The following is a 26,638-nucleotide window of genomic DNA, read 5'->3' on the forward strand; positions in this document are numbered from 1 at the left end:
AATAGGCCACAACTTTTGTTGTAGCCTATTATGAAGCCTCTGAAAGATCGTTCAATTAACTTAAACGATCCGCATTAAACAATGATGTTCGCCTTTTTTGTACCTTGTTGGAGCTGTATTGTAATTACAGCCACTTTTTATTTTTAAAGTAAATACCAATCCCACCAGTCAAAACAATTAAAAACACCACAAATGCAGTGAATGCATAAGGGCTTTCTGTTCCAGGTATACCGCCGACATTGACCCCCAATAATCCCGTTAGAAAGCCTAGCGGTAAAAATAAAGCAGCCACCACCGACATTACATACATCCGCTGATTTAATTGCTCAGATACCTGATTTGTAATGGTTTGTTGGATAACAAGTGCGCGCTCTATTGAACTATCGAGCTCTTCTAAATAGCGAATAAGTAAATTGGTGGTTTCATTTAGCTTGGCTTTATCATCGTCAAAAAGCCATGGGTAATGATTATTAACCATGCTACTGAGTGCTTCTTTTTGTGGTTTTAAGTAACGTTTTAGCGCGATGGTTTGACGGCGAAGTTGCGACAAGCCTTGGTTATCAAACTTTTTACTGGGCTCATCAATTTCCTCTTCAAAATCATCTAAGCTTTCATCTAGCTCATCAATTACTGTTTGCATACGTGAAGTGAGCTTGTGCGCTAATGTACACACCAATTCAGAAATACTGCATGGCCCCTCATTATTATTCAACGAGGCTAGAATATCTTGCACTGATAATAATCGGCGCTTACGCGTGGTGATCACCACATCGTTATTTATAAATAACCGAATAGATACCATGTCTTCAGGGCTTTGTGCTGGGTTTAAGTTGATCCCGCGTAAAAATAACATATGGCCATTCGTTGTTGGCGTTATTCGTGGGCGCGGTTCATCAGCAGTGAGTGATTCCAGTTCATAGTCGTTTAACAGCCCGCAGTTTTTTAACCAATCCACCGCATCTGTTTGGCTGTAGTCCATATGCACCCACAGTTTTCCATCAGTAGGTTGCCATTGGTGTAATTGCTTGCTGTTTTCTATGGGGCGTGCACCGCCTTTTTCATCAAGAATAAGTGCATGAAGTAAGCCATTAATCATAATAATTTCTCATCGATAGTATGTTTTTAATACAGTTAACTGTAATGTATTTAGGATCTGTTTATCTTTCAAGGTTAAATTTTCAGCAATCTATTTGATATTTAGGCAAGGCAGAGTGTGGTTATTCCCCATAAATAGGCGATAACACAGCATCAATGCCAAATAAGCGCTGCCCGAAGGGTTCTGCCTAGGGGCAATTAACTCTTTGTTGCCTACATGGATGTAGGTAAGGGGCGTGAGCAGGACGCGGAAGCTTTGCTCGATTTTTACTTAGCCCACTAGGTTACAAACCTCGCGCCGCGATTAAATTGCCCCTAGTTTGAACAAATATTAATTCGTAAAGGTCCACAGACCCTAGTTAAATAAAATTTAGCTTTACTTTGTATATGTTAAACTGAGTTTAGCAACAAAAACTTATGTTTTAGCCTATGGTTAAATGCATACGTAAGAACTGCATTGTTAAACGAGTTAACTTAAAAGGTCAATCAAATCGGCTTATCGAGTAGATGAATTTATTTTGTTGGTGTTTTATTTGCTGTAGCGTATAAAACACTTTTTTTACTAAGGGCACATTTATGACGACAAAAATAACAGTTGGTTGGCGTGAGTGGTTGAGTTTACCCGAGCTGGGCATCGAGCAAATTAAAGCAAAAATAGATACCGGTGCACGTACTTCCTGTATTCATGCAATTAATATTGAAGAATATGAAGTGGAAGGCGAAAAATGGGTTAAATTTATAGCCCAACCATTGCAAGAAGACGAGCAAACGCAAATTACCTGCAATGCCAAAGTTAAAAAAATGAAGTACGTTACCAGCTCTAGTGGCCAAAAAGAACTGCGTTACTTTATTGAAACTACACTACATGCTGGCGAATTTAGTTGGCCAATAGAAATTACATTAACAAGTCGTGCGTCAATGAAGTTTAGAATGTTATTAGGGCGCACAGCTATGGAAAATCGTATAGTCGTTGATCCGGCTTTATCACATTTATTATAAGAATTCGTTGAGTAGCAACATACTTATATGTGCTTACTCAACATAATTTAGTTAAGGTTTTAACTATGAAAATTGGTATTTTATCTCGCAACAAAAATTTATATTCAACGCGTCGTTTAATTGAAGCGGCTGAGCAACGTGGTCATGAAGTAAAAGTGATTAACGCGCTACGTTGTTATATGAATATAAACTCAGATCAACCTGAAATCCATTACCGCGGCGAAAACCTAAAAGATTTTGATGCCATTGTTCCGCGTATTGGCGCATCAGTTACTTTTTATGGCTGTTCTGTATTACGCCAGTTTGAAATGATGGGTGTTTATCCGGTTAATGAATCTGTGGCTATTTCTCGTTCGCGCGATAAATTACGTTCTCTACAATTATTATCACGCAAAGGCGTAGGCATGCCGGTAACAGGCTTTGCTAGCAAGCCAGATGACGTAAAAGACTTACTCGAAATGGTAGGTGGCGCACCGGTCGTTATTAAGCTACTTGAGGGTACTCAAGGTATTGGTGTGGTACTTGCTGAAACACGTAAAGCGGCTGAAAGTGTTATTGAAGCGTTTATGGGTTTAAAAGCCAATATCATGGTACAAGAATATATTAAAGAAGCGGGTGGTGCGGATATTCGTTGCTTTGTACTCGGAGATAAAGTGATTGCTGCAATGAAACGCCAAGCACAGGAAGGCGAGTTCCGCTCAAACCTTCACCGTGGTGGTAGCGCTACACTGGTGCGTATTACGCCAGAAGAGCGTAAAACAGCGGTTGCAGCGGCAAAAGCAATGGGCTTAAACGTTGCTGGCGTTGACTTACTTCGCTCATCTCGTGGTCCTTTGGTTATGGAAGTAAATTCATCGCCAGGTCTTGAAGGGATTGAAGTGGCAACAGGTAAAGACATTGCGGGCATGGTGATTGATTTCATCGAGAAAAATGCTGCAAGTAAAGGAACGGCAACTCGTGGCAAAGGTTAAAATTAACCGACCTTTCACCCTATTAGGTGAAAGTATTGGTGTAGGTGAACGTAAAACACTCGCGCTAGAAGCTGCAAAGCTTTACACCCATTCACCGCTTAATATTCCTATTGAAGTGGTTAACGGTGTAATGGAAGGCCCTGTATTGATGGTGTGTGCGGCTATACACGGCGACGAACTAAATGGGGTTGAGGTTGTGCGCCAGTTACTGGCTAAAATCGACCCTAATCAGCTGCGTGGTACATTAATAGCGGTCCCGATTGTGAATGTATTTGGTTTTATTCATAAATCGCGTTATCTGCCCGATCGCCGTGATATGAACCGAAGTTTTCCGGGGTCTGAGCGTGGTTCATTAGCAGGTCGTATGGCGTATATGTTTTTTAACCAAGTAGCTGTGCATTGTACGCATATTATTGATTTGCATACGGGGGCGATTCACCGTACTAACTTACCGCAAATTCGCGCTAATTTAGCCGATGAAGCAACAGCGCAAATGGCTAAAGCCTTTGGTACGCCTGCGGTTATAGATGCGTCATTACGTAATGGCTCGCTGCGTAGTGAAGCCGCTAATTTAGGTATACCTGTTATTACTTATGAGGCGGGTGAAGCACTGCGCTTTGACCCTATTGCGATTGCTGCAGGCGTGCAAGGGGTTGATTATGTTATGCGACATTTAAAAATGATACGCGGTAAACGTCCTAAAAAACTGCCTGATCCTGTGATTGCAAGTTCCACTAGTTGGGTGCGTGCAGAAGTAGACGGCATAGTAAGAGCGCAAGTATCGTTAGGTGAGCGAGTAATGAAAAGCCAAGTGCTTGCTTATATTAGCAGTCCGCTTGGCGATTCAGAGCTTGAACTCCTTGCTCCTCGAAGCGGTATTATTATTGGCCAGCAAACTATGCCACTGGTAAATGAAGGCGATGCCGTATTCCATATTGCTTATTTTGCACATGCAAATAGCTTGGTAGAGCAGCAGTTAGAAACGTTTATTGATGAGATAAATGATTTAGATGATGAGCTGAAAACGGCTGAACTAAATAATTAATACCAATTTGCTCAATTAAGTGAATTGGTATGACTCTATCTGTCGATATAAAAAACCGCCTTAGTTTTAAGCTAACGCGGTTTAGGGCCAATAATGCGTTTAATTTTAGGCGCTTTTGTTGGTTTAGGCTCCGTATTAAGCACTAACACCGGGCGGGTAACAAATAAGTTATTAGGGTAAATCACTCTGTGGCCATCAACGTGTTCGAGTAAGACATTCATCAGCCCCATTTCAATAATACGCCCTTCAATGGCGTTGGCTCCATCCACAATTCTTACCCAATAGCCTACACGGCAGTCATTTTGAATAAACATCAGTAAAAACGCGGTTAAGTTACTCAGTAATGACCACGCCGCAAATAATGCAACGCCTAGCATGGCAAATAAAGAAGAGCCTAATACCAGTAAACCACGCAGTTCTATTCCCCAAAAAACTAATACTAAACACAGCATCACAAAGGCGAGTATTATTTTTAGTAGTAGCTCTGCACGGTACTTTCGGTGTAAATCTATTTTACCTCTGATAGCTTTTTCGAGTAATTTTTTAGTTACTTTTAATAGTAGCGGAAAGCTCAAAAGGGCAATCACGGTCACGATAAGTTTATATTGTGTGCCCAAAAGCTTTAAAAGGGTGATTAATTCCAAAATCTATTCTCACAATAATGATAGGCGCAAAGTGTAACGTTTAACGTAGGCGCGCAGTAGTGATTTTAAAAAGAATTTTTGACGCTGAGCAGCCATTGTACCGAGTCAACATCATCATATTTATTTAGCGGCGCGGCTATATCAAGGTGGATCATGGTACCCGCATTGGCGCGACTTGGCGCAAGGCGCAAACCTAAGCCCACATTTTTTAGCACTGGGGTGTTCTCAACTTGATACTGAGTGTTCGAGTCGTTGTTATACCAAGCTCGACCAATATCTAAAAAGGCTGCCCCTCCCACTTTAAACAGCTGTAGTAAGTCATATTCCCAGTAATAGCGCTTTTCTAAACTGACTAAAAAACTCCGATCCCCATGTTGAAATTCCATAGGATAGCCACGAAGTCCAGTTTCGCCCCCTAGGGTGAGCTGTTTATCATTAGTGAGGTTTTTTGCGTATTGCAGCCTTGCTTTTACATACCAAGATTGATCAATACTGGTATTTAAATAATATTGAATTTGGCTAGTAGTGAGCAAGTTTTCGAGCTGTTTTTTCTCGTTATTCCAATAGCCTTGAATATCTGCATGAAAACGCCAAAGGGTATGGTTAGTGCTAAAATGGGCTTTGTTAAAATTAAACGAGTACACAGCGCGGCTATCGTCGTTACTTATTGATTCATCGGAGTAGCCCAGGGTGGCTTTGATATTCCAACCTAAATTTAAATCCTCAGTACGATAAATACTGTCAAAGTTACGTACTTTTATAAAGTTATCTTCAAACCAATGGCCGCTGATGTAGGGGTAACTTAAGCTTCTGTTTTCAGCCACTGCTGTAGTGGTAGAGTCAATCGCTTTGAAAGTGTGTTGCTCATCAATATAACCAAGGCTCAAGCGCTGGGTCCAGTTATGACTAAGGGCTTTAGAATGGCCAAAAAATACCTGGTTTAGGTCGGTTTTTTGTTCAAACTCACTAAACTTTTCACCTCTGATGTATAAGGCTTCTTCTCGTTGGGTTGAGTAACTCAGGGCGCCATAACTATAGGGCGTATGGATGGCATAAAACGGGTAGGTTAGTTCAACTAAATGACTTTTGCCGTCGCTGTTGTCGGCATACTCTAAACGCCCTCGGTAGCGAGTTGATAAGATATTAGGATCATCGTAAACAAATAAATAACCATTTCGGTCACTGTTTGTTTTACGTGCAAACGATAACCGTTTGCCCCAACCAAATAAGTTAGATTCGCGAAAACCAATACTTGATTTATTTTCACCACCACTACGGCTAAAACTAAGTTCGGGCAGTAAAGTCCATAAGTCTCGAGTAATTACTGTTACATCAATATTTCCATCACAATTTTCGTCAGCAATAATTTGTGCATCATATAAATAACTTTGTTTTCTCAGTAACCGCTCAGATTCGGCCAGCGCTTTTGGATTAAAGGTATCGCCTGACTTAAACAGTAAAATACTCTTAATTACCTCAGGCTCGGTTTGTATGTGTGCCCGATTGGCGAAACGAAATAATGCATTGTTTTCAGCCTCTAGTTCAGTATTAAATACATTAAGCTGTTGCAAAGTGATGGAGGCAATTTTAGTGTTACTTTGTGCTGTGAGTGTTGGAGTTTGAGATGTAATTTGACGACGCAAATTATTTTCATGAGTTTGTGATGAGTCGTCACTAGGGCAGCCTTGGGCTAGTGGCGCTTCTTGCGCACAAACGCTGAGCATAAACATACTCGAAATAGAAAGGCTAAAACAACTACGTGCAATCCATTTTCTATTTAACATTGACCCTCTTTAGCGCTATTTTGCAAAATAAAACACTTACTCTTAGCTTACATCATTGTTATTGATATGTAAGTAAAAGACAGATTTAGTTTTATTTTTATAGCGATTATAAGGTATTAGCTATGCATTTAAGTTAAATAAAATGTTAACGCTGCCAATAGGTTGTCGGCATCTTGCCCTTCACCATTAATCCACACACTTTGGCTATAATGCTCAAAATTTAAATTAAACGTGTGGTTAGCATAGTTAAAACGCAGTTGATGACGATCTGCCCCAGCGGCATACTCATTAATGCTAATTTTATCGCTGTGCAAAAATAACGTTCCCCACAATTCAAAGTCTTCATCGTGCGGCAGCTCTGTCGGTTTAACAATAATACATTGATGTGTGTGATCGTATTCAAGTTCGGTCATAAGGGGCTTATTGCGTTGCTAGGTAATGTCGAATTGCGGTTAAAAACTCACCGCCATACTTGTTTAATTTAGTAAAACCAACCCCCGACACTTTTAAAAATTCACTGTCGTTAGTGGGCATAAGCTGCGCCATTTCGGCTAGCGTTTTATCGTTAAATACTACATAAGGCGGCACATCATCGGCATCGGCTAACTCTTTACGCAATGCACGCAGGCGAGCGAATAGTTTTTTATCGTAATTAAACTGCGCTAACTTATCCTGATAAACGTGTTTAGCTTGTAAGCGAGGCTCGGCCAATTGCAGTGCATATTCACCTTTTAAAATAGCGCGTGCAGCTTCAGTTAAACGCAATGAAGCGCCTTGGGTTATATCTTGGCTTAATAGCCCTTGATGAATAAGTTGGCGTAAAATACTGAGCCAAAACTCACTGCTTTTATCTTTACCTATGCCATAGGTGCTGAGTTCATGGTGGTTGTTATCACGAATGCGGCTAGTATTCGCGCCACGTAATAATTCTACAATGTAACCTAACCCAAATCGTTGCTGTGCGCGATACACACACGAAAGTGCTTGCTGTGCGACCAATGTGCCATCAAAACTTTTAGGTGGATTTAAGCAAATGTCACAGTTACCACAGGGCTCGCGTTGGTACTCACTAAAGTAGTTCAATAATATTTGACGGCGACAGGTTTGTGCTTCGGCAAAGCTGGCCATGGCATTAAAGCGCTGCTCTTCTACGCGGCGGCGCTGTTCATCGTCAATATCTTCAAAAAAGCGTCTAACCCGACCTATATCGGCAGGGTCAAAATACATGATGGCCTCTGCAGCAAGCCCATCTCGTCCAGCACGGCCTGTTTCTTGGTAATAAGCTTCAATACTTTTTGGAATGTCGTAATGCAGAACAAAGCGTACGTTAGGCTTGTTAATTCCCATACCAAAGGCAACGGTGGCAACCACAATTTGAATATCGTCACGGGCAAACCCGGTTTGCACAAACTGACGTTGCTCGTTACTCATTCCCGCATGGTAAGCGGCAGCATTAAGGCCTGCATCAGCAAGCTTTTCAGCTATATCATCAACACGTTTACGACTGGTGCAATAAATAATACCACTTTGATTTTTTTGCTCTTTTAAATAACGCAGTAATTGCACCATAGGTTTAAATTTTTCTTCTATGGTGTAACGAATATTAGGGCGATCAAAACTGCCGGTATGTATGTAGGGCTGTTGTAGCTTGAGTTGCTCAACAATATCAAAGCGAGTCGCTTTATCGGCAGTGGCAGTGAGTGCCATCATAGGCACATGTGCAAAGCGTTGTTTAAGCTCATTTAAACGAAAATAATGCGGTCTAAAATCGTGACCCCAATGAGAAACACAGTGTGCTTCATCAATAGCAAACAAGCTAACATTCAAATGAGAGAGCCGCTCTAAAAAGTCGCGTTGTAGCACTTTTTCAGGAGCTACATAAAGTAGCTTTATCAGCCCTTGATGCAATTGCTGATACACTAATTGTTGTTCTTCGCGAGCTAGGCTGTTATTGACATAAGCGGCCTTAACTCCCAGTGCTTGTAACTGGGTGACTTGATCTTGCATTAAAGAGATCAGCGGAGAAATAACAATGGTGACTCCCTCTAATACCAGCGCGGGTATTTGGTAACACACCGATTTACCACCACCGGTGGGCAGTAATACTAATGAATCTTGGCCATTAATGGCGGCATCAATTACTGCACTTTGACCGTCGCGAAATTCACTGTAACCAAACACTTGTTTGAGTACAGTTTCGGGTTTACGCACAAGCGTATTAGGAGAAGGAGTTAGTGTATTCATCGGCGCTATTTTAGTGGTTTTTTATCAGGATGTCTTTAGCTTTCATTACTTGGTACACACATCTGTAGTGATAAACTAAAATCTGCAGGGGGTTACAATAGCCTCAAGCTGTGCTTTACTCATCGTACCACTGAAAACATAGAGAATAATAATGAATAAAGAAATGTTGATCGATCAAGTAGGGGCGCTGTTTGTTAATAACATGCCCTTTAACCAGTTTTTAAAAATAGCAGTAGAGTCACTTAGTACTGAACAAGCTAAAATATCATTTCCTTGGCAAGACGTATTAATTGGTAATCCGGCGCAAAAGATTCTTCACGGTGGAGTGATTTCTGCGGTGCTCGACAATGTAGGCGGAATGCTTGCTGCAGCAAGTGTAATAGGAAAACTAGACGATGCCGACTTACCCAGTGTGCATAAAAAGTTAGCCACACTGGGCACTATAGATTTACGTACTGATTATTTACGCCCAGGTAAAGGGGAGGTATTTATTGCCAGCGCCACACTTATTCGCTCAGGAAATAAAGTGTGCGTGTGCCGAATGGAGTTACATAACGAGCAGTCGGTACAAATAGCGTTTGGAACGGGCACGTATTTAGTTGGCTAAAAAGTGAGAGGGGGTTAAACTTACGGCCTTTTAAATCATCAAGTGGTTACTATGTCGATTGATACCGAGCAGCGAAAGGGCGCCATTTTTGCCTGCCTCGCCTTTTTTATGTGGGGCCTAGCACCCATTTATTTTAAGATGATCCACCATGTATCAGCATTTGAAATTTTAATGCATCGTGTTATTTGGTCAGTGATGTTTCTTATTTTGGTGGTGAGTGTGCTCAACTACTGGGATAAAATTAAACGCATTTTAATACAACCTAAATTAATTCTGATGCTAGTTGTTACCTCTACCTTACTGGGATTTAACTGGGGGTTGTTTATATGGGCCATTAATAACAACCACATGCTAGATGCCAGCTTAGGCTACTATATCAATCCTTTGTTAAATGTATTACTTGGCATGGTGTTTTTAAACGAGCGGTTACGTAAGTTGCAAGGAGCTGCTGTTGCCTTGGCTTTTACAGGTGTTTTATTACAGTTAATTAGTTTTGGTTCATTTCCGGTTGTGGCATTTTCGTTAGCGACTTCTTTTGCGTTATATGGCCTATTACGAAAAAAACTACAGGTTGATGCCCTGCCAGGCATTTTAATTGAGGCATTAATATTATTACCGGTGGCACTGACCTATTGGTGGTTAATGGTGCCGACTGAAACGTCTAATTTACCAGCGAATGATTGGCTAACTAATGCGCTATTAGTAAGTGCAGGTATAGTGACTACACTGCCATTGCTGTGTTTTACCGGCGCGGCTAAGCGATTGCAATACACTACGCTTGGGTTTTTTCAGTACATAGGGCCTAGCTTAATGTTTATTTTAGCCGTGGTGTTTTATGGTGAAGTGTTTGATGCTGAGCGTGTAATTACCTTTGCGTGTATTTGGAGTGCACTGGCTATTTTTAGTTGGGATTCATATCATCAGTCGCGTAAACGCAGAAAAGCAGCCATTGTCGCCTCAGGTGTGGTTTAGTTAAACTAAACCACTTTATTACGCCCCGATTCTTTTGCTTTGTAGAGCTTTAAGTCGGCTTGTTTTAATAGTTCGTCAATTTGATAGGTTTCACTGTGGCTGAAGCCTATCGACAGCGTAAACTTGATTTGTGCTTGGCTAAACTCATGGCTATTAAGCTCAATAAATAATCGAAAACTTTCTAGTCGTTTTAGTGCTTCTTGCTCGGTCAGTTCAGTAAAAAATACCGCAAATTCTTCTCCGCCTAAACGGGCAACCAATTGGTTTTCAAAATATTTATTAAAGCATACCGCCAGCCCTTTAAGCACTTCATCTCCGGCATCATGGCCATAGGTATCATTAATAGCTTTAAAATGGTCAATATCAAGCATAGCTAACATGGCTGGTGCTTTTGCTTTTTTAAACTGCTTTAATGACTTGTTAGCCTCTTCAAAAAAGTAACGACGATTAGGGAGTTTAGTTAAGTAATCTGTATTGGCTTGTCGTTTTATAGTTTCGATATGCTCTAGCATATCGACGTTTTGGCTTAACCGGCAGTAAAATTCTTCACTGTTAAATGGTTTGTATAAATAGTCATTTGCTCCATTTTTTAAAAATAAAGCAGATAAATTAGACGAAGTGATACCTGAAATACCAATTATGGCTTTTTCGTCATTACTATAAATGCGTCTAATTTCATTACACAGCTCAATGCCGTCCATGTTAGGCATTTCTTTGTCGGTAATAATCACAGAAATATCGGGGGTGCTTTCAAGCTCTTTAAGTGCTTCAATGCCATCGGCTGCTTGTAATATTTGATATTTGTGACGTGTTAATAAACTACATATGTGTTGGCGTGTTGACGCAGAGTCATCAACAACCAATACTTTTACATGCTTATTGCGTGGTAGGCGGTAAAGCTGCTTTTCTAAATACTCATAGGCTTGTTTATTGCCTTTGATGATGTAATCAATTATGGGGTATTTTTCAACGGTATCACGGGTATGCTTATCGATATTGCCTGTCATCACTATGGTAGGAATATCTGCTGCAATGGTACATGGAACCGCTTCACCTTGTGGCGCGTCAGGTAATATAAAGTCGACCACTGCGCAAAAATAATGGTGCTTACTTATAAGCTCTTTAGTCTCAGCCAACGATTGAGCAATATCAACCTCGTAGCCGACTTTTTGCGCGATATGCTTTTGCACTCGCGCAATAGTCGGAGTGTCTTCAACAATAAGTATTCTGTGCGTCACGTAACAGCCTTGTTTAAATTTTGCAAAATTGTTTGCTTATACAAGTTGTAACTGCTAAAACGCCAAAAAGCAACTATTGTAGTGACTTATAGATTGTCTGCCTCAGAATAATAATCTTGGCTTATTGGTGTTGGCCCTGAAATTTTTGAGCGTCCAAATAATGTATGGAATTTTGTTTTGCAGGTTGTTAACTTTAAATATTTAACCCATGCTCGCTCAATTGGGTTACTTGGCTCTATTATGCCACTGACAGCATTTACAAATTGTTGCTGATGTTCGTTTTGTGGCTCAACTGTTTTGTTATACAGGCTTTTTAAAACAACACCATGCTGTTCTAAAATACTTGCCTCTAACAGGGTAAAGTGTCCGCTGCGGCTAAATCCGCGTGGAAAGTTTTGGTCATCATAAAATTGACGTTGACTTACGAATGCTTGACGAAGTAGTGAAATATCATTGCTCATAGCTGTACCCTCATACCAATTATTAGCTGGAGTATGGGACATAATCGCTATTTTTTTAAACAAAAAATTTTTATCGTGAGGATAAAAAATTGGACATAGATTTATTAAAAACATTTGTTGAAGTGGTGCGTACTCGCCATTTTGGTAAAGCGGCAGAAAACCTATACATAACGCAGTCTGCGGTGAGTTTTAGAATTCGCCAATTAGAGCAGGGCTTAGGCGTAAATTTATTTATTCGTCAGCGTAATAATATTCAACTCACCGCCCCAGGTGAGCGTTTGTTACCGCATGCGCAAATGATTATTACCGGGATGCAAAGAGCCAAAGTGGATGTTGCACTTGCAGATAATATGCATAAGCAAATTAGTTTAGCAGGTACGCCTAATATTTGGGATGCATTTTTACAGTTTGGTATTACAAATATTGTATCGGCTATGCCTGGTGTATCGCTGGTGGCAGAAGTGAAGGCGCAACAAGAAAGTACTCGCTTATTGTTGGAGCGCACACTTGATTTAGCCATTTTGTTTGATCCCCCTAAAGTTGATGAACTTGTGGTTGAACGTATTTGTGAACTGCCTATTATTCCGGTGAGTGGTTACGATACGGCAACCAGTGATAACTTTTTTGATAATCAATATGTGTATGTTGATTGGGGAACCACGTTTTCTCTTTGGCATGCGCGTCAGTTTACCGGTAAAACACCGCCTTATTTTAGAACCAGTACAGGACGAATTGCGCTTGATTTAATACTGCAATGTGGCGGCAGTGCGTTTATTCCACAGGTATTAGTTAAAGATCATTTAGAAAAAGGCGAACTTTTTCATGTTAAAGGGGTAGAAAATACTTCAAGAGATGTATTTGTTGCCTATCATAGAGATAACGAACAGAAAGACTTGATAGAAACCTTGGTTAATTTACTGTCGCGAATGACACCGAGTTTATTGAAACAAAGTAGGTAGTCAGTAGGCAGTTTATTTTACATGTTATTTTGATTTCAAATTTAATGCAGTTTTATTAACTTAAAAAGACAAAAATGTGTCCTTTGTAATATTTTTGTCATTTAGTAGTGACACACTGCCGCTGTTTTAAAAATTAGTCTCTTGTGATTATCGAGGAAATAACATGAAATTTGCAAAATCGAGCTTATGCTTAGCCCTACTTAGTGGTTTATCTTTTAATGCACTTGCAGAGGTAGATATTTACGGTAAAGCAAATGTAACCGTTCAATCATCTGATGATGGTGAAGGGTCTTTCACTGAAATTAAAAGTAATGCATCTCGCTTTGGCCTAAAAGGATCTGAAAAGATTACTGATGGATTAGAAGCAGTTTATAAGTTTGAGTTTCAAGTTGATGTATCTGATGCTGACTCGAAAGGTGATAATGACGACAATATTTCTGCACGTAACCAGTATGTAGGTTTAAAAGGTGCCTATGGTCAAGTTGTTGTGGGTCGTAACGATACAGCGCTTAAACAATCACAAGGTAAGTTAGATTTATTTAATGACCTTGAAGGCGATATTAAAAATGTTTTTAAAGGTGAAAACCGCTTAGGTGATTCGATCACTTATACATCTAAAAGCTACGAAGGCTTTAAAGTACTTGCTACATTTATTGCCGAAGACGATGTAGATGCAGATAACGGTTATTCAATGGCAGTGACCTACGGTGACTCAGCACTTAAAAAGAGCGCAGTATATGCTGCCATTGCTGCTGATAGCGAAGTCAATGGTTACGATGTAGTACGTGCAACAGTTCAAGGTAAAATTGAAGATTTTAGAGTTGGCGCTATGTACCAAACACAAGAAAAAGTAGATGGCAGCGCTGAGGCTGACGGTTACTTAGTGAATGCAGCTTACCTTATGGGTAGCAACACTTTCAAAATGCAATACCAAACAATGGATTTTGATGACAGCGATGATAAAAGCGCGATATCGGTAGGTGTTGACCATAAGCTAAACAAAAACCTTAAAATATTTGGTTTTTACTCAAGCTTTGATATGGACAACAACGTTGACCAAGATTACCTAGGTTTAGGTATGGAATATAAGTTTTAACTAAACCTTAGTTAAAACACTCCCTTTTAACCGCACTCAGTTGAGTGCGGTTTTTTTGCTTTAAATTATTTACTTATCTGCGCATAATAGCCAAGCATTTGGAATGAGGTGGAACTCCTCAACTATTCCCGTAATTGTGATCAGTTTTACTGTAAGTCAAATACAAATGCCTTAAAACTTCATATAACGAGCGGGTTAACTCATTTTCTTTTTGGTACGTATTAGTACTGAGTGTGGGTGTTTCCCTGCCTAGGATAATTTTTTGCACACTCACACCTCTTTAAACTTACCGCTTTTAACCGTTAACAACGTTTCTTGGCGAGTGGACAATACATTAATTCTTAAGCACATTAATGTGAGCATTGAGCGTGGTAAATTTATTGGTTTAATTGGCCCTAATGGGGCAGGAAAGTCGAGTTTACTGCGGTGCTTATATCGATTTAATCAGCCATCAGCAGGCGACATTAAATTTAACGATACCGATATTTGGCAGCTAAAAAGCGAAGACTATGCCAAGCAAGTTGCGGTAGTGCTACAAGAAACACCGTCGCAATTTAATCTCTCGTTATTCGATGTTGTAGCTCTAGGGCTTACCCCGCATAAAACGCTATTTAGCTCGACCACCCAAGCAGATAAACAAAAAATAGCGCAGGCTATTAGTCGTGTTGGGCTTGAATCTCATAGCAATCAGTCATTTGACTCACTATCTGGCGGTGAAAAGCAACGAGCGCTTATTGCCAGAGCGATTGTGCAGCAACCAAAGCTACTCATTATGGATGAACCCACAAGCCACCTTGACGTTAAATATCAAATTCAATTAATGGAGCTGGCTAAATCTTTGGGCATTACTGTGTTTGCTTCATTTCATGATTTAAATTTAGCGGCAGCTATGTGCGATGAGTTAGTGGTTATTAAAAACGGAGAAATCGCTAGCGCGGGAAAGCCTAATAAGGTGATTACCGAGCAAATGCTTGATGAGGTTTTTGGTGTTTGCGCGCAAGTTAGTACTCACCCTCAAGCAGCGTCCAATGGTGAGTCTATTCCCCATATTACCTATTATTATGGATACCAATAACATGACGATTATGTCTAACCATGGTGTGGCGTTAATTATTGCACTGTTATGCGCTGTATTTAGTTTATTTGTGGCATTGAGCTTTGGTGCTGCCCCTACCTCGCTCGCAGATGTATACCATAGCTTAACTTTTTCAAGCGAGGCCTCATTTACCAGCCGCATTATTATTGAATTAAGAATGCCACGTACGTTACTGGCTTTTTTGGCCGGCAGCGGTTTAGCGATTGCTGGATTGATATTACAAACAGTTACTCGTAATCCATTGGCTGACCCTTATTTGTTTGGTATTTCGTCGGGAGCATCATTAGGAGTCGTAGTATTAATGGCTTTTGTTGGAATAGGCGCAGGCATTGCGCTATCAGCAGCAGCCTTAATTGGCAGTTTAGTAGCAATGGGGTTATTAATTTTAATTGCTGGCAGTCAACGCAACGCCCAAGTTGAGTCGATGTTATTGGCTGGGGTGGCCTTATCATTTTTATTTAGCGCCTTTACCAGTTTGTTACTTTATTGGAGCGATCCGCAGGCCGTCGCGGCTATTTTATTTTGGACTTTGGGAAGTTTTGCTAGGGCGCAATGGCCGTCACTGTTATTACCTGCCTTGGTCATCATTACATGTACAGTCATTATGTTAGGTTTTAGACGTCAACTTAATGCCATGTTGTTAGGTGATGAAAGCGCAACAACGCTTGGTGTTCGGGTGCATCGCTTTCGAATTTTAATGCTTATTTTAAGCTCATTGATCACTGCCGTGTTGGTTGCTATGTGTGGCGGAATTGGCTTTGTTGGCTTAATGGTGCCGCACATAGTGCGCTTTTTTATCTCTCAAGGCAGTAGTGTTGGATTGTTAATGACCGGATTAGTCGGGGGTGTATTTATGGTATGGGTCGATGTACTGGCACGTTCATTACTCGCTAACCAAGAGCTGCCAATAGGGGTGATCACGGCGGCCATTGGTAGTCTATTCTTTTTAAGTATCTTGTATTTTCGTAAGCGCCAGCTGGTGGGTAAATAATGAAAACATTAATGGTACAAGGTACCACCTCCGATGCGGGTAAAAGCACCTTAGTGGCAGCACTTTGCAGAGTGTTTGCTAACCAAGGGGTTAATGTTGCACCGTTTAAACCACAAAATATGGCGCTCAATAGTGCCGTAACGCACGATGGTGGCGAAATTGGCAGAGCCCAAGCATTACAAGCCATAGCCGCAAAAATTGAACCTGAAATCGACTTTAACCCTATATTACTCAAACCCAATAGTGATACCGGCGCACAAGTTATTATTCATGGTAGAGCTATCAGCAATATGGAAGCCGATGCTTACCATGACTACAAAAAAATGGCTATGGATGCAGTATTAACCTCGCATAAGCGTTTAGCTAAACGCTTTGATTTATTACTGGTAGAAGGGGCTGGCAGCCCAGCCGAAATTAATTTACGCGCAAACGATATTGCAAATATGGGTTACGCCGAGCAAGTGGATTGCCCTGTTATTATTATTGCCGATATTGATAAAGGAGGAGTATTTGCGCACTTAGTCGGGACTTTGGCGTTATTAAGCGAGTCTGAGCAAGCACGGGTAAAAGGCTTTGTGATTAACCGTTTTCGTGGTGATATTAGTTTATTACAAGGTGGGCTAGATTGGCTCGAGGAGTACACCGGTAAACCTGTATTAGGGGTATTACCTTACTTGCACGATTTAGCACTTGATGCAGAAGATGCTGTGGCCATAGATAATAATGTGACCGATGCCAGTATAAATATTGCTGTACTGTTAGTGCCACATATTAGTAACCATACCGATTTTGATGCTCTGCGATTACACCCGAATATAAATATAACCTATGTGCGCCATACACAAGCAATTCCTGCTGTTGATTTAATTATTGTACCTGGCAGTAAAAATGTACTCAGCGATCTCGCGTTTTTAAAAAATGAAAGCTGGGATCAGCAAATTAAGCGCCATCTACGTTATGGTGGCAAAGTATTGGGTATTTGCGGTGGTATGCAAATGCTGGGCAATACTATCAGTGATCCAAATAGGGTGGAGTCATCGTTGGGGCAAGTGGCGGGTTTAGCGCTTAGCGATTTTGATACCCTATTGGGTGAGCAAAAAGTGTTAAGCCGAGTGAGCGCAGTGCTTAATTTAAATGAGCAACAGGTTGCATGTGATGGCTACGAAATACATGCAGGTATTAGTCAAGGTAAGGCGCTCTACAAGCCACTCATTCGCTTTAATAAACACCCCAATGACTTTAAAACCGATGGTTTTGTGAGTGACGATAATGCCATTGCTGGTACCTATTTACATGGCTTGTTTGATAGCCCTGCAGCCACAGAGCAGCTGTTAAAGTGGGTGAAACCAGAAAGTGCAATTAGTGCGATTAGTATAAATGAGCATCGTGAACGCCAATTAGAACGCCTAGCTGATATGTGTAAAGCGCATTTAAATATTGAACAAATTATTAAAATTTATCAAGGACATAACAATGACTGAATCAACTAACGACAAGCACCAACAGCGTCAACAAAAAGTAAAAGAACAGGTTGATGCGCGAGTAGCCGCAGCGCAACGAGAAAAAGGTATTTTTCAGGTTATTACTGGTAACGGTAAAGGCAAATCGACTTCTGGTTTTGGTGTGGTTGCACGCTGTGTTGGGCACGGTAAAAAAGCTGCGGTATGTCAGTTTATTAAAGGCACATGGGAGTGTGGTGAGCGTAATTTACTGCAAGGTGCTGGGGTTGAATTTGCTGTTATGAACACCGGGTTTACGTGGGATACGCAAAATAAAAAGGCCGATACCGCGGCAGCGCAAGCAACATGGCAAGAGTCAAAGCGGATGCTAAGCGACAGCAGTATCGATGTGGTATTACTCGATGAACTCACCTATATGGTGACCTATGGTTATATCGACCTAGAGGAAGTGGTTGTTGCTGTAAATAATAGACCGCCTATGCAATCGGTAATTATTACTGGTCGTGCTGCGCATCGCACCTTAATAGAGCTTGCCGATACGGTAAGTGAAGTACGTAATGTAAAACATGCGTTTGAGTCGGGCGTAAAAGCATTGAAAGGCTTTGATTACTAATGTTCAAGCGTATTGTTTTTGGGCTGTTATTGTTTGCTGTTAATGTACCTCAAGCCCTAGCTGACAAGCCGCTTCGTATAGTGGCTTTAGCACCACACATAGTTGAAAATTTATATGCTATTGGGGCGGGTGATTTAATAGTGGGCACGTTGGATTACGCAGATTACCCGCAAGAGGCGACTAAAATTGAGCGTATTGGTGGCTACAATGGCATTTCTATTGAAAAGTTACTCATGCTAAAACCTGACATGGTGATTGCGTGGAAAAGTGGTAATCAGGCTGAAGATTTAGCAAAAATAAAGCGTTTAGGAATTGAATTATATTTAAGTGATCCACGTTTTATTGAAGGGGTTGCTTCGGAAATACTAAAACTAGGTCAAATAACGGGTCATATTGAGCAAAGTAAACAAGTAGCCGAGACATTTACGGCCAAACTCAACGCAATTAAAGTTACACAGAAAGATAAAACCACGCTTACTGGGTTTTATCAGTTGTGGCCTGAGCCTATGATGACTGTATCAAAAAATACATGGATCAATCAGTTAATCGAAACTTGCCAAGTAACCAATGTATTTGCAAACAGCGACACAGATTACCCACAAATTAGCATCGAAAATGTGATAGTTACTAAGCCACAAGTTATTATTATTCCTGATGAAAAATCAAAAAGGGTAATGCCTACGGTAAATTGGCAGCAATGGCCTGAAATCCCTGCGGTAAAGTATGAGCAATTTATTAGCGTCAATGCTGATTTATTACATCGGTTTACCCCCAGAATGTTGGATGGATTAGCGCAGATGTGTGACAAAGTAGATATATCTAGAGAATTTATTAAGAGTCAATTATGAGCAACTGGTCATCTTTTTTAAACCATGAACTTAGCCAAACATATATGCAGCAAACCCTTGAATATATTGCGAATAAACGAGGTGAAGGCACTGCAGTATATCCGCCAAAATCACAGGTGTTTAGCGCATTTGATGCAACTCCACTTAGCGACATTAAAGTGGTTATATTAGGTCAAGACCCTTACCATGGAGAAGGGCAAGCGCATGGTTTGTGTTTTTCAGTATTGCCTGAGGTTAAAAAGCTCCCGCCTTCGCTTAAAAACATTTATAAAGAGTTAGTAACTGATATTAATGGCTTTACCACGCCAGAACACGGCTATTTACAAGGCTGGGCAAAGCAAGGTGTATTTTTGCTCAATACAGTATTAACTGTAGAGCAAGGGCAAGCCCATTCCCATAAACACTTAGGTTGGGAGCAATTTACCGATAACGTGATTGCTCATATAAATGAGCACTGCCAAGGTGTGGTGTTTATTTTATGGGGCGCACATGCACAAAAAAAAGGTAAAAGTATTGATCGCCAGCGCCATCATGTATTGGCAGGGCCTCATCCTTCGCCGCTTTCAGCGCATCGCGGCTTTTTTGGTTGCCAGCACTTTTCCAAAACCAATGAACTGTTAATAGCGCAAGGGGCGCAGCCCATTAATTGGCAGGTATAGGGTAATAGGCATTAAAAAAGGCTTTCATTAATGAAAGCCTTTTTAGTTGCTTATGTTGGTTAAAACTCTAACTCATCTATAGCAACACTATCTGCAAAATAGTCAAGCTCCTGTAGTTCTTTGCGCAAACGTTGCTTATCTTTTATTGCTTCTATTTCGCGCCATTTTCTTTTTTTATTTTTTTGAGAGGTTTTTTTCGATGTATCAGAACCTTCTAATATCTCTATTATTTCGTTTAGGCTATCCATTGATTATCTCCTATTGACCACTTTTTGAACCTCGGCAGTATCAATACCACAGCTATTAATAAAATAGAATATAAATGTGACGAAACTATTACTAACGGGTGGTATTTTGATGAAGAACAATGAGAACAGCAATTAAAGGGGTACAAGGCGAGTATTTAAAATAAAATTGTAGGTATAAAAAAACGCCGCAATAAGCGACGTTTTTAAACTCTTAAAACAGCGGTTAGCTACATCGCTTTAAAGCGTGCTTCTAATTGTTCCTGTGCATCTGCAAATGAGCGAATACCTTCAGCGAGTTTTTCAGTCGCCATGGCATCTTGGTTATGTAACCAACGGAACTGTGTTTCGCTAAGTGGCTCAGGTTTTGGCTCTTTAGCAATATCACTTGCTAGCAAGTATTCTTCAGCACCTTCTAAATTACCCAAATCTTCTAAAAGATTAGGGCTAATTGTTAGCTTATCGCATCCTGTAAGTGCAATAATTTCACCGGTATTACGAAAGCTTGCGCCCATAACTACGGTTTTGTAGTCGTGACGTTTGTAAAACTCAAAAATGCTACGTACAGATTGCACACCTGGATCTTGAAGCGGATCGGTTGGTTTTTCCATACCGTTTGCCACGTGCCAATCTAAAATACGGCCAACAAATGGAGAGATTAAAAATACGTTTGCATCAGCACAAGCGCGCGCTTGGGCATCGCTGAATAATAAAGTAAGGTTACACTTAGTGCCTTCTTTTTCTAATTGCTCAGCCGCTTTAATACCTTCCCACGTTGACGCTATTTTAATTAAAATTTTGTCTTTGCTTACGCCTTCTTTTTCGTAAAGGCTCAATAGCGTGTGTGCTTTATTAATTGTTGCTTGGGTATCAAATGACAAACGTGCATCAACTTCGGTAGAAATATAACCCGGTACAATTTCACTAATTTCTTTACCAAGTAATACTGCAAAATAATCACAAGCTAGCTCTAGCTGTTTTGCAGGCTGCTGCTCTGTTTCTTTTGCATACTGCCATGCTTTATCCAGATAAGGTTTGTAAGCTTCAATCTCGCTCGCTTTTAAAAGTAGCGATGGATTGGTAGTCGCATCTTCAGGTTGATATTTTTTTATGGCTTCTATATCGCCCGTGTCGGCCACGATAGAAGAATGTTGTTTAAGCCTTTGTAGAGCGCTAGTCATTTGCTTTTCCTCATTCCAAGCAAGTTAAAAGAAAATCTAAACTACCTTAATATAGCTATACTGCAACAGTGTGATAATGCTTGATAGGTCTTATGTCCTTATCAATAAAAAAACGGTAACGGTTGAGTTTTAGGTAGGATAATTTTAAACAAAACGTGCTTTTCGTTTCATTTAATGTTGAAATTGACATTAAATAATTTACAAGTCAATAGCTAACTATGATCACTGTTATTTCACCAGCAAAGAATCTTGATTACGACACGCCACCCGCAACAGATAAGTTCACTCAACCTGAATTACTTGAGCACAGCGAAGCGCTCATGAAAGTATGCCGTGAACTAACTCCTGCGCAAATTGGCAGTTTAATGAAAATTAGCGATAAACTCGCAGGCCTCAACGCAGCGCGTTTTAGTGAGTGGGCACAACCATTCACTACTAATAATGCTAAACAGGCCGTGCTTGCCTTTAACGGCGATGTATACGGCGGGTTAGATGCTAATACCCTCACTACTAAGCAGCTTGATTACGCTCAAGACCATTTACGTATACTTTCGGGATTATACGGAGTATTAAAGCCGCTTGATCTAATGCAGGCTTATCGCTTAGAAATGGGTACAAAACTTGAAAATAGCCGGGGTAAAAACTTATATGAGTTTTGGGGCAGTATTATTGCTAATAAACTTAACGACGTATTAGCGGCACAAGATGCACAATACTTAGTAAATCTAGCCTCTAACGAATACTTTAAAGCAGTAGATAAAAAAACGCTTAACGCACACATTATTACACCACACTTTAAAGACTGTAAAAACGGCCAATATAAAGTGATTAGCTTTTACGCTAAAAAAGCGCGCGGCATGATGGCACGCTACATCATTGAAAATCAAGTGACTCAATTAAGCCAACTCAAAGAGTTTACTGTGGCCGGCTATTACTTTAGCCCAGAGGCAACCACCAAAGAACTTGAACCGGTATTTTTACGCGAAGAGCAAAACTAACTCATCGTTTAAAGTATTTAATAAGCCATGCATTGCATGGCTTTTTTATACTGGCGTTATTTTTGCAGGCCTTAGATTACTAACCCTAACTAAGGTATAAAATAAATGCTCTCAATTCCCTCAATTACAGAAGCCGAAAAGTTGATAGAAGAAAAGCTTGGCGGTTGGTTTGATGTAGTTATAAGTCATATCCCAAACTTTATCGTTGCAGTAATTATTGCCATTATATTTTCATTTATTGCCCGTTTGGCAGGCAAAGGAATGAAAAATGTTTTACGTCGCTCGCTCGACTCTACGCAAATTGCCGATTTAATGGCCTCAATATTTAAAGTTATTGTACTGAGTGTGGGGGTATTTATTGCCCTTGATTTTATGGGCTTAAAAAGTACCGTCACTTCTCTGCTTGCTGGTGCAGGTATTGTTGGTCTTGCCATTGGTTTTGCTTTTCAAGATATGACCGAAAACCTGATAGCGGGTATTGCCATGGGAATTCGTAAACCGTTTAAAGCGGGTGATGTCATAGAAACCGATAATGTGTTTGGTTCGGTACACTCAATAAACTTGCGCAACACACTAATAGAGAGCTTTTACGGGCAATTGATACTGGTACCTAATAAAATACTATTTAGAAATGTACTGCGTAATTACAGTACCTTAGGGGTAAGACGAATCGAAGTGCCGGTGGGTATTTCTTACGCTGACGACATAGAAAAAGCCAGTGAGGTCATTGTCGACAAAATTAACCAATTTGACTTTGTGATCCGCAAAAATGAAACCGCTGTTTATGCCGAAGGCTTTGGTGATAGCAGTATAAACTTGTTGGTGTGGTTTTGGATCAAATACCCTGGTGAGCCTGATTTTATGACAGTGCGTCACAAAGGAGTTGTGGCCGTTAAGCAAGCACTCGATGCCGCTGATATTAGTATTCCGTTTCCTATTCGTACGTTGGATTTTGGTATTAAGGGCGGTGAAAAACTCGATGCCATGATAAGCGATAAAATAAATCTGCAGTCAGCAAATAAAGAGGGTAACAATAATACTGATACAAGCCAAGGTGAGTAAATAATTTAAAACCCCGAAGGTAAAAGCATTGGGAAATAGTTACTGACTATCAGCGCGTTTTTACAAAGTAAAAGGCGCTATTTATAATAAGTAATATAAGGGTCTGTTGACCTTTGCGGATTAAAATTAGTTCAAACAAAGAGCTATTTAATCGCGACGCGAGGTTTGTTGACTAGTGGGCTCGATAACTGCTCCTGCTTTATTCTACTGGCTTACATCCATGTAAGAATAAGTAAAAAACGAGCAAAGCTTCCGTGTCCAGCTCACACTCCTTGCCACCATCCATATAGACAACAAAGAGTAAATGTCCCTGGGCAGAACCTTTGGCTAAATACCAAACAGACTGCTGTAAATTCAACCTTGAAAGAACAACAGACTCAATTGATAACCTGAAGTAATTAAAGCCTTGCGCTAACTGCCTTAAAAACGCCTCAATTAGAAAACTATATCGATAAGGTTTCTCATCTCAAAATAGATTATTTAATCAACCGAACTAGAGCCCAAGCTTGATGTAAGCGCTTTATAAATAAAGGTTTCAAAAGTATAAGCAGCTGCAATGAGCGTCGCGATTGATGCGTAAACTAAAAGGCATTTAATTAAGTATTTAAACTGGCTTGGGAATATGCTCTGCAGTGAATTATATTGTGCAAACTATAAAAAAGCGCCGCTTGTGTTGGAGAAACAAGCAGCGCTGAGGGATAAGTTAAGTATATTAGTTAAGAAAAAGTTATATTAAATGACACTAATTTTGTTATGAATGATTTTAACCCCATCCATATTTTCTAAAAACTTTTGTGCAAGAGCGCGTTCAAAACCGTTATTGGCTTCGCCTTTAAGTTCAACGTCACCGTCATTAACGTGTACGTTTAGTTTTTCTAACTTTAAATTTGGGTTAGTGCGCAATTCATGAGTAATAGATTGTTGTAAATTAGGTTGTGTAGCCACACTGCTAACTACAGCTAAATGCGTTGCTGCACTGACTTTAAAAGCAGAGGCTAATAAAAATAAACAACAAAACGAAATAAAACCGATAGTAAATTTAATGCGACTCATAACTATATCCTTAGTGTGTTACTAAAAAACAATGCCATTACTCGGCGTTTTAATACTCGTATATTCGATAGGGTTACAAGTTTCATTCCAAGATTAACTATTTGAAATAAATTACTATTTTATTAATTAGTTATTCAGCTAAGTATTTTTTACATATTACTATGAATAGCTTACTCACTGTTTTTAAGCCACAAAAAAGCCGACAAACGTCGGCTCAATTAAATGTGTTAAAGCTAAAGCTATTTTTTCTTTTTAGCTTTGGCTTTTTTCTTTGCTTTCATTTTTACTGGATCTTTACGCTTTTTAACCGGTGGTTTGGCTTCTTTATGCTTTGGCTCTAATCCTTTAAATACACGGCGTTTTAGCTTTTGCTCTATGTAACGTTCTACTTTGTAAAGTATGCCAATGTCGTGCGCTTCAATGAGTGAAATTGCAATACCTTTTTTACCAGCACGACCCGTACGGCCAATACGGTGTACGTATACATCCGCAGTGCGAGGCATATCAAAATTAATTACGTGGCTTATATCAGCTACATCAATACCGCGCGCGGCGACATCAGTTGCTACCAAAATGCGAGTTTTGCCACTGTGGAAATTTTCCATGGCTTTCATGCGTTTGTCTTGTGGCATTTCACCACGTAGCCACGCAGCTTTTACGCCGTTATTGGTTAGTTCACCAATAAGGGTTTCAAGACGCTCACGGGTTTTTACAAACACAATCGCTTTACTAACATCAGGGCCATTTAAGGTGTTAACTAATAGCTCAAGTTTATGATGATAATCATCCGCTAAATGAACCCATTGATGTATTTTAGCTTTTTCTTTGCGTGATGATTCGGCTTCAAGTAGCGCGGGGTCGTTTAAAATACGCTCAGCAAATAATTCTACGCTGTCACCTTCAAGGGTGGCTGAGAATAAAAAGCACTGACGACGGTTTTTAGCTTCATCACAAATGCGCAGCATTTCTTTACGAAAACCCATGTCGAGCATGCGGTCGGCTTCATCAAGAATGAGCATTTCTACGTTTTCTGCGTGGAAGTTTTCGGTTTCCAAATACTCCATTAAACGCCCAGGTGTGGCGATTAAAATGTCGTTATTATTTTCAAAAATTTCTTTGTGTGTACCGTAGTTTATACCGCCGGTAACCACCCCAATTTTTAACTGGGTTTGCTTTGCAAGTAACTCACATTGTTCATGAATTTGATAAGCAAGCTCGCGCGTTGGGGTCATAATTAATACCCGTGCAAAGCCCGGATCACGACGCGGAAAATCCATTAAATATTGAATTGCCGGAATTAAAAATGCCGCCGTTTTACCTGTACCTGTTGGTGCAGACGCTAAAATATCGCGTCCTTGCAACGCCTCAGGAATGGCTTGTTGTTGAATGCTAGTGGGAGTTTCATAGCCCATTTTATTAATAGCATTGAGTAGCTTATCATCAAGATCAAATTCAGAAAATTGCATAGAGTGTCAAAAATAGGGGACAATTGCCGTTAATTATACGCACTTAAACCTGCTTGGTGAATGAAAAGGTGAAAAAATGTCTGGTTTTGCATTTAAACAATTTAAGGTTGAGCACGACCAGTGCGCCATGAAGGTCTCTACCGATGGTATTTTACTGGGGGCATGGGCTGATTTAAGTGGGGCAAATACGTTACTTGATATAGGAACAGGTACAGGGTTACTGGCTCTAATGTGTAAGCAACGAGCGCCACATTTAAAGGTGAGTGCGGTTGAAGTTGATGAAGCAGCCTATCAGCAGGCTTTACAAAATTGCCAGCAAAGTCCTTGGCCGGATATTAATACTTACCATCAGTCTATTCAGCAGTTTGAGGCTGCTGGTTTATTTGATTGTGTTATAGCTAATCCGCCTTATTTCAATCACAGTTTAAAAGGTGATAATGCAGCGCGAAATATCGCTCGACATACCGATGGTTTAAGCTTTGCAGAACTGCTTGGTGCGTTTAGGCACCTAAGTCATCAACATTCGCGTTTTAATCTTATTTTACCCACCACTGAGGCGCAGTTATTTATAACATTAGCACAGCAGCAAGGGCTGTATTTAAATCGTCACTGCCAAGTACAAGCTATGCCAAATAAGCCCTTTAGCCGCAGTTTGATGACTTTTAGTTTTGATGATTGCGAAGTAAGTAAAAGCACCCTATGCATAAGGGAGTTAAGTAATGCTTACAGTCAAGACTACATTGCACTGTGCAAGGCGTTTTATTTAAATATGTAATACCACGCTGTATGCCTAAAGCATTTTTACGTAGAGTGTTTTATAAAGGATTGTTAGTATGGCGACATTATTGACT

27 protein-coding genes are annotated in these 26,638 nt (G+C 40.2%); 16 read left to right on the forward strand and 11 right to left on the reverse strand.

Annotation, left to right across the window (positions count from 1 at the left end):
* Positions 1-124 precede the first annotated feature (124 nt).
* Positions 125-1,096 (reverse strand): zinc transporter ZntB, encoded by a 972-nt coding sequence (locus tag MTN96_RS34695; protein WP_069439870.1) that lies wholly within the window; start codon positions 1,094-1,096, stop codon positions 125-127.
* A gap of 575 nt (positions 1,097-1,671) precedes the next feature.
* Here MTN96_RS34695 and MTN96_RS34700 point away from each other — a divergent pair.
* The 3 genes from MTN96_RS34700 (at position 1,672) to MTN96_RS34710 (ending at position 4,110) form a co-directional block, all read left to right on the forward strand.
* The gene (locus tag MTN96_RS34700; protein WP_008110607.1) at positions 1,672-2,094 is read left to right on the forward strand and encodes an ATP-dependent zinc protease; all 423 of its coding nucleotides are present in this window, start codon (positions 1,672-1,674) and stop codon (positions 2,092-2,094) included.
* Positions 2,095-2,159: 65 nt separating this feature from the next.
* On the forward strand, positions 2,160-3,065 hold the full coding sequence (gene rimK / locus MTN96_RS34705; protein ID WP_008110610.1) for a 30S ribosomal protein S6--L-glutamate ligase: 906 nt from the start codon (positions 2,160-2,162) through the stop codon (positions 3,063-3,065).
* On the forward strand, positions 3,052-4,110 hold the full coding sequence (locus MTN96_RS34710) for a succinylglutamate desuccinylase/aspartoacylase family protein (protein WP_036980155.1): 1,059 nt from the start codon (positions 3,052-3,054) through the stop codon (positions 4,108-4,110). The genes rimK and MTN96_RS34710 overlap by 14 nt, the downstream gene beginning before the upstream one ends.
* A gap of 71 nt (positions 4,111-4,181) precedes the next feature.
* Here MTN96_RS34710 and MTN96_RS34715 read toward each other — a convergent pair whose 3' ends face one another.
* The 4 genes from MTN96_RS34715 to recQ all read right to left on the reverse strand — a co-directional run bounded on the left by MTN96_RS34715 (position 4,182) and on the right by recQ (position 8,782).
* Entirely contained in the window at positions 4,182-4,754 is a 573-nt protein-coding gene (locus MTN96_RS34715) for a mechanosensitive ion channel domain-containing protein (protein ID WP_248534532.1), read from the reverse strand.
* Positions 4,755-4,819: 65 nt separating this feature from the next.
* On the reverse strand, positions 4,820-6,538 hold the full coding sequence (locus tag MTN96_RS34720; RefSeq protein ID WP_248534534.1) for a BamA/TamA family outer membrane protein: 1,719 nt from the start codon (positions 6,536-6,538) through the stop codon (positions 4,820-4,822).
* Positions 6,539-6,666: 128 nt separating this feature from the next.
* Complete coding sequence (locus MTN96_RS34725) at positions 6,667-6,951, reverse strand: DUF3630 family protein (RefSeq protein WP_248534536.1); 285 nt, start codon at positions 6,949-6,951, stop codon at positions 6,667-6,669.
* 7 nt (positions 6,952-6,958) lie between these two features.
* Complete coding sequence (recQ, locus tag MTN96_RS34730) at positions 6,959-8,782, reverse strand: DNA helicase RecQ (RefSeq protein WP_028835655.1); 1,824 nt, start codon at positions 8,780-8,782, stop codon at positions 6,959-6,961.
* A 151-nt stretch (positions 8,783-8,933) separates the two neighbouring features.
* Here recQ and MTN96_RS34735 point away from each other — a divergent pair, with 151 nt between their 5' ends.
* Complete coding sequence (locus tag MTN96_RS34735; RefSeq protein WP_028835656.1) at positions 8,934-9,389, forward strand: thioesterase family protein; 456 nt, start codon at positions 8,934-8,936, stop codon at positions 9,387-9,389.
* Between the two features lie 51 nt (positions 9,390-9,440).
* The gene (gene rarD, locus MTN96_RS34740) at positions 9,441-10,361 is read left to right on the forward strand and encodes an EamA family transporter RarD (protein WP_248534539.1); all 921 of its coding nucleotides are present in this window, start codon (positions 9,441-9,443) and stop codon (positions 10,359-10,361) included.
* A 5-nt stretch (positions 10,362-10,366) separates the two neighbouring features.
* On the opposite strand, the gene MTN96_RS34745 is transcribed toward rarD, so the two are convergent.
* Together MTN96_RS34745 and MTN96_RS34750 are read right to left on the reverse strand one after the other, a co-directional pair.
* Positions 10,367-11,599, reverse strand: coding sequence for a diguanylate cyclase (locus MTN96_RS34745; RefSeq protein ID WP_013465825.1), 1,233 nt, complete (start codon positions 11,597-11,599; stop codon positions 10,367-10,369).
* Positions 11,600-11,685: 86 nt separating this feature from the next.
* A complete protein-coding gene (locus MTN96_RS34750; RefSeq protein WP_008110628.1) occupies positions 11,686-12,060 on the reverse strand; it encodes a DUF413 domain-containing protein in 375 nt (124 codons plus the stop codon).
* 89 nt (positions 12,061-12,149) lie between these two features.
* Here MTN96_RS34750 and MTN96_RS34755 point away from each other — a divergent pair, with 89 nt between their 5' ends.
* The 8 genes from MTN96_RS34755 to ung all read left to right on the forward strand — a co-directional run bounded on the left by MTN96_RS34755 (position 12,150) and on the right by ung (position 19,782).
* Positions 12,150-13,019 carry a LysR family transcriptional regulator gene (locus tag MTN96_RS34755; RefSeq protein WP_024600797.1) on the forward strand — a complete coding sequence of 290 codons (870 nt, stop codon included), beginning with the start codon at positions 12,150-12,152 and terminating at the stop codon, positions 13,017-13,019.
* A gap of 163 nt (positions 13,020-13,182) precedes the next feature.
* Positions 13,183-14,115, forward strand: coding sequence for a porin (locus MTN96_RS34760; RefSeq protein WP_036980150.1), 933 nt, complete (start codon positions 13,183-13,185; stop codon positions 14,113-14,115).
* Between the two features lie 262 nt (positions 14,116-14,377).
* The gene (locus tag MTN96_RS34765) at positions 14,378-15,190 is read left to right on the forward strand and encodes an ABC transporter ATP-binding protein (RefSeq protein WP_248534541.1); all 813 of its coding nucleotides are present in this window, start codon (positions 14,378-14,380) and stop codon (positions 15,188-15,190) included.
* 1 nt (position 15,191) lies between these two features.
* On the forward strand, positions 15,192-16,202 hold the full coding sequence (locus MTN96_RS34770; protein ID WP_248534559.1) for an iron ABC transporter permease: 1,011 nt from the start codon (positions 15,192-15,194) through the stop codon (positions 16,200-16,202).
* Positions 16,202-17,683 carry a cobyric acid synthase gene (locus MTN96_RS34775; protein WP_248534543.1) on the forward strand — a complete coding sequence of 494 codons (1,482 nt, stop codon included), beginning with the start codon at positions 16,202-16,204 and terminating at the stop codon, positions 17,681-17,683. Before MTN96_RS34770 ends, MTN96_RS34775 begins: the two co-directional genes overlap by 1 nt.
* A complete protein-coding gene (gene cobO, locus MTN96_RS34780) occupies positions 17,676-18,275 on the forward strand; it encodes a cob(I)yrinic acid a,c-diamide adenosyltransferase (RefSeq protein ID WP_248534545.1) in 600 nt (199 codons plus the stop codon). The genes MTN96_RS34775 and cobO overlap by 8 nt, the downstream gene beginning before the upstream one ends.
* Positions 18,275-19,123 carry a cobalamin-binding protein gene (locus MTN96_RS34785; protein ID WP_248534547.1) on the forward strand — a complete coding sequence of 283 codons (849 nt, stop codon included), beginning with the start codon at positions 18,275-18,277 and terminating at the stop codon, positions 19,121-19,123. The genes cobO and MTN96_RS34785 overlap by 1 nt, the downstream gene beginning before the upstream one ends.
* Positions 19,120-19,782 (forward strand): uracil-DNA glycosylase, encoded by a 663-nt coding sequence (gene ung, locus MTN96_RS34790; RefSeq protein WP_036980143.1) that lies wholly within the window; start codon positions 19,120-19,122, stop codon positions 19,780-19,782. The genes MTN96_RS34785 and ung overlap by 4 nt, the downstream gene beginning before the upstream one ends.
* 59 nt (positions 19,783-19,841) lie before the next feature.
* Here ung and MTN96_RS34795 read toward each other — a convergent pair whose 3' ends face one another.
* Both MTN96_RS34795 and tal read right to left on the reverse strand, forming a co-directional pair.
* A complete protein-coding gene (locus MTN96_RS34795; RefSeq protein ID WP_008467780.1) occupies positions 19,842-20,030 on the reverse strand; it encodes a DUF3545 family protein in 189 nt (62 codons plus the stop codon).
* A 227-nt stretch (positions 20,031-20,257) separates the two neighbouring features.
* Positions 20,258-21,208, reverse strand: coding sequence for a transaldolase (gene tal / locus MTN96_RS34800; protein WP_138626496.1), 951 nt, complete (start codon positions 21,206-21,208; stop codon positions 20,258-20,260).
* 218 nt (positions 21,209-21,426) lie between these two features.
* Here tal and yaaA point away from each other — a divergent pair, with 218 nt between their 5' ends.
* Positions 21,427-22,206: a peroxide stress protein YaaA gene (gene yaaA, locus MTN96_RS34805; RefSeq protein ID WP_036980139.1), complete on the forward strand. Its 780-nt coding sequence runs from the start codon at positions 21,427-21,429 to the stop codon at positions 22,204-22,206.
* Positions 22,207-22,311: 105 nt separating this feature from the next.
* On the forward strand, positions 22,312-23,268 hold the full coding sequence (locus tag MTN96_RS34810) for a mechanosensitive ion channel family protein (RefSeq protein WP_248534549.1): 957 nt from the start codon (positions 22,312-22,314) through the stop codon (positions 23,266-23,268).
* A gap of 732 nt (positions 23,269-24,000) precedes the next feature.
* Here MTN96_RS34810 and MTN96_RS34815 read toward each other — a convergent pair.
* Positions 24,001-24,321 carry a BON domain-containing protein gene (locus MTN96_RS34815; protein WP_036980135.1) on the reverse strand — a complete coding sequence of 107 codons (321 nt, stop codon included), beginning with the start codon at positions 24,319-24,321 and terminating at the stop codon, positions 24,001-24,003.
* A gap of 239 nt (positions 24,322-24,560) precedes the next feature.
* On the reverse strand, positions 24,561-25,787 hold the full coding sequence (gene srmB / locus MTN96_RS34820) for an ATP-dependent RNA helicase SrmB (RefSeq protein ID WP_036980134.1): 1,227 nt from the start codon (positions 25,785-25,787) through the stop codon (positions 24,561-24,563).
* A gap of 76 nt (positions 25,788-25,863) precedes the next feature.
* On the opposite strand from srmB, the gene MTN96_RS34825 reads away from it, so the two are divergent.
* Positions 25,864-26,562, forward strand: a complete 699-nt coding sequence (locus MTN96_RS34825) for a tRNA1(Val) (adenine(37)-N6)-methyltransferase (protein ID WP_248534551.1) — start codon at positions 25,864-25,866, stop codon at positions 26,560-26,562.
* The last annotated feature ends 76 nt before the right edge of the window (positions 26,563-26,638 follow it).

This window comes from Pseudoalteromonas sp. 2CM28B, from assembly GCF_023161935.1.